A 6,632-nucleotide genomic window follows, 5' to 3' on the forward strand; every position below is an offset into this window, starting at 1 on the left:
GCATATCCTCGATTAATTATACAGTTAAATTAACATTTGTAAAACCCATTTTTAGTAGCGCAAGCCAGCCAATGACTAACACCACGCCAGCAACGATTCGTTTGAGCGGCGCAATCTTCCCGATTCGTGGCACTCCGAGGACGTAGCCAAGTAAAAAGCCACCTGCAAGGCCGCCCACGTGGCCCCAAATATCGATGCCATTCGAAAACATATCAAAGACCAAGTTTAAAATGGTCAACAATAGGAACTGATTGGTCAACTGCCGAATCACGGGATTCTCCCAGAAAGATTCACCAATCGTCAGGAAAGCGCCAAATAAGGCAAAGCATGCCGTACTAGCCCCGACAGATTGGTTGGTCGATAACGCAAAGCTCATGATGTTACCACTGATGCCGCCGAGCATATAAAGTGCCAGCATCCGCCAGTGACCGTACATCGCTTCAATCTGCATCCCCATAAAGTAGATGACAACACCGTTTAACGCGATGTGTGTCAGCCCCATATGTAAGAACATCGGCGTGATGAACCGCCACCACTGACCGGCTGCGATTGCCTGGTTATTCTTCGCACCGATGGCGTTAAAGACTAGTGTGGCACCGTCACCCATCAGCCATTCGATTAGGAAGACTGCCACCGTAATCCCTAAAATAATCTGGGTGATTGCAGGCTCCATTTGCCACCATCGTCTAATTCTTGTCATTTTGTCCATCCCCTGCTACCAAGAGCTCGTCTAGTAAAATATCATAGTCATCCACTGGCCACTCGGCGTGTTCGAAAGCCATTTCGTTATATGCCAGCGTTAACTTGGTACCAGCATAGTCCGCCAGGTAGCGGTCATAATAGCCACCGCCAAAGCCGATGCGGGCATATCGATCACGACTGTAGCCCAAACCGGGTACTAGGATCAAATCAATCGCTGATTTAGCGATTGGCTGACCAGCGACTGGCTCTGATAAGCCAAAACTCGTGCGTGCAAGCTGGGTCGTCGACGTGTATGGGTAAAAGGCCATCTGCCGATGGGGTAACGTCTTAGGGATCACGACCGTCTTTCCCTCCGCCCAGGCACGCTCGATTAACGGCTGCGTCGCGACTTCGATGTCGCCACTCAGCGTGATGGCTACGACCTGTGCCGCTTGCCAGGCTGAATGAGCAAACAATTGTCGTTGTAAGGCCAGATTCTGCTGCTGACGAGCTGAATCTGAAAGCTGGCTCAATCGTTGTAACTGCTGTTTGCGAAATGCGCGCTTCTCCACGTCAGTCACCTCCGTAAATTCATTGGTATAAAAAAATCTCATTCATTAACATGTCAAATTGAAAATTCAATTTGGCAGTTGCCAACAAATGAGAAACCCATTGTCTGATGACAATGTTACAGAAAAAACAACAGGAGTCCCCGTTGTTATTTTGTTTCACGATGTAATGTCACTTTGTGTTCCCGTGGACAATACTTCTTAAATTCAACCCGGTCCGGATTGTTCCGGCGGTTCTTTGAAGATAAGTAGTTGCGTTCATGGCATTCTGTACATTCAAGTGTAATGTGTACCCGCATGTTGTTGACCCTCCAAACTCATTCGCATATTACAGGGCCGGAACCCTTAACTTGAACTACTATACCATTAATGACTAAAAAATACCAGTATCAATTAAGATACTGGTATCAAAAATCAGTGATTATTTGTTGTAATACTTCCAGAATGCTTTATAAATTTGGGTTGCAGTCGTGGTGTTATATGCCCCATTGGTTGCAGTGATTCCAGGAAAGGCAATCGCGATGACGACCTTCGGATTCTTATATGGCGCATACGTTACTAAACTCAGTGTTTCAGTCGACGTCGTCCCATGATAAGTTTCGGCAGTCCCAGACTTGGCGGCAACGGCAGGTGATAAGTTCTCAAGTGCACTCCCCGTCTTGTAAGTACTAGTCCCATGAACCACGTCCCAATAACCGGTATGCACCACATCAAAGTATGATGATGGCACGTCGATCGTATTTAAGACCCGTGGCTTCACGTTGGTCTTTACGGCCCCTTGTGACCCATTGGCCTTGGTTCCCGTAATTGCAGACACGATATGGGGAGCAATTCGCCGACCACCATTAGCCATCGTTGCGATGTATTGTGCTAATTGGATCGTCGTGTAAGAGTCATAGTTCCCATAGGACAAGTCTAACGCTTTACCAATATCTTTCTGTGCAGAGGAACCTTCATAACCAGTGGCTTCACCAGGCAAATCAATCCCAGTCTTGACACCGAGACCAAACTCGTTGAAGTAGCCCCGAAGCTTGGCAAAGACTGAATTGGACATCGTCAAGGCCTTACCAGAAGAATAATTGAAGTTCCCTTCCTTCATGGCTAATTGCATCATGTAGGAGTTAGAAGAAACTTCCATCGCGGTCGAAGCATTCAACGAAATACTTGCGCTCCCAGTCTTGTTGAACCAAGAACTCTTAGAAGCAGTCCCAGCTAACTTGATTGGCGTATCGGTCAAGGTACTGTTAGTTGGCGTAATTACGCCATCTTGCAAGGCCCCCATGACAGTGGCCCCCTTGACAACCGACCCCATAACAAAGGATTGGTTGATGGTTCCTAAGGCATTTTCAGTAACCTTCCCAGTCGATAAGTTCCGGCTGGCACCCGCCAAGGCATAAATCGCCCCGGTCGACGGATTCATCACGACGGCGTATGCCCCTGGTGAATAGGCATTAGCTGAACCCACCGTTTTGGCTTCCGACATAATAATCTGTTGGACCTTCTTTTGGAACTTCGAGTTAACCGTCAGCTGAATGTTGTCACCTTTTTTACCACCATACTTCTTGATTTCTTTTTGGATGACCCCATCCTGAGTTTTGACCTCGGTCTGTGATTTGGTCCCACTCAGCACATTTTCATACTGCTTTTCCAACTGACTTTGACCCACGGAATCATCCCGTGAATAACCCTCAGCAAGCAAGGTCTTGATGTTGTCACTAGGCAACCCTTGCTTTTCAGTCGTGACTGTTCCCAGCACACTACTCAAGTCGGTTCCGTTCGGATAACTCCGAGTCCAACTGGTTCCGACCTTGATACCAGGCATCTCTGATTGATGTTCACCAATCTCAGCGAGCTCGGTACTCGTAACGCCAGTCGACTTGATATTGACCGTCGACAATGAATAGGCGGAATTCATCTTATAATAGATGGCCGCCGCATTCTTTTGTGCATCCGTCATATTTTGAACGATATGCTTCTCCGTGTAGGCCACTTCTCGGGCATACAAGACATCATCATCGGTAGATGTTTTGACCTTCTTAGACACTGCCTTTAAGTTGGCAGTCCCCGCTAAGTAATAGTCAGCCAAGTTACGATCCGTCATGGTCGAAGTTGAAATGGTTAGGTATTCACCTAACTTATTGGCAACCTCGTACATTTTGGTTGACGCAACTGACAGCCCCTTCGTATATTGAATCGCTTGGTGGGACTTGTTACCCACTAAGACCCGTCCGGTCGAATCATAAATCGATCCCCGTTGAACCTTGCCCGTCGCAGTCGTGTTATTGGCCGAGTTCACAGTACTACGGAATTTCTGACCGTAGTCCACTTGTAAGTAAGCTAACTGTGCAATCAACGCGGCAAACAACAAGAAGACAATGAAGAACAAGAAGTTCAGCCGAAATGGAATATGCGACTTGTTGGGATCACGATTTATGGTAATTTTCTTAAAAAATTTCAATTCTCAGGCGCTCCCATTCTTAATTTGGTAAACATTTCGCAAAAATTTACCAGATGATACTAGCAATCCTAGATAAATACCACACTTATGTTATTCTAAACGATAGACATAAAAATTTCAGCCGATATTGCGGATTTTAATGTTTTTTTGATTATTTTTCTGCGCGGCGATGAATTATTAGAGATTGAGGTGGCAATTTGTGAAACTTCGGCGTTTTTTTGATAAGCGGACGTGGCCGCTATGGATCAGTTTTTGGTTACCCTTACTGATTATGACCGGTTACTTTATCTACCGGCACATGGCCCCATTTGGATCAAGCAGTTTGTTGACGGTCGACTTGGGTCAGCAATACGTGGACCTATTCGCCTATTTCCGACACACGCTCCTGCACGATCCAAGTGCGCTATTCTATTCGTTCTCCAAAACCATTGGTGGTGAAATGGTCGGGGTTTGGGCTTACTACTTAATGAGTCCCTTTAATTTAATCTATTTATTCTTCCCTGGTCAATCAATCACCACCGGTATTTTTATCGTAACGGTCTTAAAGTATGGTTTTGCCGGACTCTCCTTTGCCTGGCTATTGACGAAGACCCACACGCAAAAGGGCTGGTTGGTGCCAACATTCAGTACCGCCTACGCCTTAATGGGCTGGATGGTTGCCAACCAATTAAACATGATCTGGTTGGATACCGTTGCAATTCTACCACTGGTTATTTTAGGGTTGGAACGCCTATTCACAACGGGCAAGGTCCGCTACTTTGCGGGTTGGCTCGCGGTGATGCTGATTGACAACTACTATATGGGTTACATGGTCGTCTTGTTTAGTTGTTTGTACTGGTTGTATGGCGCAACTAAGTACTGGCAAGACTTCAAAACGATGATCAAACACGCCCTTAAGTTTGCTTGGGGTGGCTTACTGGCAGCTGCGCTCTCCGCATGGTTGCTACTACCAACCTTCTGGGCGTTGATTCAAAGTAAAGCCCAATATAATGAAACAAAGATTCATTGGAAGCTAGAATATGCGCCCTGGAAGATGCTAGCGAAGTTTGTGACTGGGACCTTTAACTTTGACCAGATGCCTTCGGGTCAACCGAACTTCTACGTTGCCTGGTTTGCAATTTTTGCGTTTATTCTGTTCTTCTTACGCCGCCGATTCAAGTGGACCGTTAAGCTGAGTGCCCTATTAGTCACTGGCTTTATTCTATTGTCATTCTGCTACGAACCATTAGACTTGCTGTGGCACGCAGATCAATTCCCAGTCTGGTATCCGTACCGCTTCTCATTTGTCTTCTGCTTCTGGATTGTCTGGCTAGGTGCTCAAGCAATGGCCGACAAGATTACGATCAAGCTCTGGCAAGCGCTCACGATGCTGGCTTTAACCGTTGGGCTGTTTACGACCGTCTATTTAAACATCAAGAAAGTGTCGTACGTCACGCAAGCCAACCTCTTGATTACGATTGCCTTAGCTGCGATTACGTTGATCTTCTTGACACTGCCGAAACAGCGGCGTCTGATTTACCAAATTGTCGCGCTCATCCTGGTTGCGACGGACATGTCGATCAACGTTGTGGCGTCATTGAACAATATTTCGTACGTCTCACAATCAGAATTTGGCAAGTATACGACGGCTTTAGATAACGCCGTTAATAAAATCAAAGCAAATGGCAAGGGCTTTTACCGAATTGGCAAGACCTTTACACGGACCAAGGATGATCCGATGCAAGCAGCTTATAATGGCGCCGACCATTTCAGTTCGACGTTTGAAAGCATCATTCCGAACTTCTTTGGTTCAATCGGTCAGCCAGATGGTGATGGCGTCGCCGCCTACACAAACGGTACCATGATTACCGATTCACTCTTAGACATGCAATACTTCATGGATAAGAAGGTTCCAACGTCGCAAAATGACAATACGAACTATCGAAGCTATATTCCGGTGACGAGCACCAAGAAGGATTTGACGAACTATCAGAAATCCAAGAAGCTCAGCACCAGCAAAGTCACGACTTACAAGAATCCGTATGCGTTAGGCTTAGGATTTGCGGCTTCTGATAAGATTACCAAACTAAAAGTCTCCAAGACGACTGGTGATCCGATTGCCCGACAAGAGCTCATTTACCAAACGCTCGCTAACCGTTCGACGAGCAGCCTGATCAGTGCTGAAAACTTTAACGAAGTCGTTTTCCAAAACGTTAAAAAGGTCACGACACTGACTGGTGCCGTTTTGAATAAAGAAAATCTCAGCAAGACCGGTTCCATTTACTTCAAGTTCACCCCAACGACCAATGATTCTTACTACATCACGTTGGGCGCAAACTTAACAACGTCGAATGCTAGTTTCTACATCAACGGTAAGGAACTCAAGCAATATCCGACCTACCGTCATACGATTGCGGTCAATGTCGCTTCAAATAGTAAAGGCAAAACGGTCACCTTTGGGATTCAAATGAAGAAGACCTCCCTCTGGTTACAAAACTTTACGCTTTACAAGTTGAACAACTCGCAATTTAAGACTTCGGCCAAGAAACTGCAGCAATCACCGTGGAACATCAGCGCTCACTCTAACCGCAAGATTACTGGGACCATTAATATCAAGCACAACCACCAAGTCTTGATGACGACAATTCCGTATTCTAAAGGCTGGCACGCGACCGTTGATGGCAAGTCCGTTGCCACTAAGAAGGTCATCAACACGTTCGTCGCGGTACCGCTCAGCAAAGGCAAGCACACTGTGACACTCACCTATCGACCACCGTTCCTAGTCACCGGGAGCATCATCACCGGTGTTAGCGCAATTGGCACGATCGGCTGGTTCGTTATTCGCCGCCGTCGTCGCAACCACGCAAATTAGTTAGTTATTAAAAATCAGTGCAGTCAGAATTTTTTGAGATTCTGGCTGCACTGATTTTTTTGCGTACTGAATT

General features: G+C 46.3%; 5 protein-coding genes. 1 reads left to right on the plus strand and 4 read right to left on the minus strand.

Annotated features, from left to right (window positions below):
- Window positions 1-16 precede the first annotated feature (16 nt).
- The 4 genes from KGF65_RS06875 to KGF65_RS06890 form a co-directional block, all read right to left on the minus strand.
- The gene (locus tag KGF65_RS06875; RefSeq protein ID WP_021336431.1) at window positions 17-700 is read right to left on the minus strand and encodes a rhomboid family intramembrane serine protease; all 684 of its coding nucleotides are present in this window, start codon (window positions 698-700) and stop codon (window positions 17-19) included.
- Window positions 687-1,253 carry a 5-formyltetrahydrofolate cyclo-ligase gene (locus KGF65_RS06880; RefSeq protein WP_105923927.1) on the minus strand — a complete coding sequence of 189 codons (567 nt, stop codon included), beginning with the start codon at window positions 1,251-1,253 and terminating at the stop codon, window positions 687-689. The genes KGF65_RS06875 and KGF65_RS06880 overlap by 14 nt, the downstream gene beginning before the upstream one ends.
- 146 nt (window positions 1,254-1,399) lie before the next feature.
- Window positions 1,400-1,549 (minus strand): 50S ribosomal protein L33, encoded by a 150-nt coding sequence (gene rpmG / locus KGF65_RS06885; protein ID WP_003638573.1) that lies wholly within the window; start codon window positions 1,547-1,549, stop codon window positions 1,400-1,402.
- Between the two features lie 122 nt (window positions 1,550-1,671).
- Window positions 1,672-3,708, minus strand: a complete 2,037-nt coding sequence (locus KGF65_RS06890; protein ID WP_216748059.1) for a penicillin-binding protein 2 — start codon at window positions 3,706-3,708, stop codon at window positions 1,672-1,674.
- Between the two features lie 199 nt (window positions 3,709-3,907).
- On the opposite strand from KGF65_RS06890, the gene KGF65_RS06895 reads away from it, so the two are divergent.
- A complete protein-coding gene (locus KGF65_RS06895) occupies window positions 3,908-6,559 on the plus strand; it encodes a YfhO family protein (protein ID WP_216748060.1) in 2,652 nt (883 codons plus the stop codon).
- The last annotated feature ends 73 nt before the right edge of the window (window positions 6,560-6,632 follow it).

The sequence above is a fragment of the Lactiplantibacillus sp. 30.2.29 genome (assembly GCF_018991255.1).
Lineage (GTDB): Bacteria > Bacillota > Bacilli > Lactobacillales > Lactobacillaceae > Lactiplantibacillus > Lactiplantibacillus pentosus.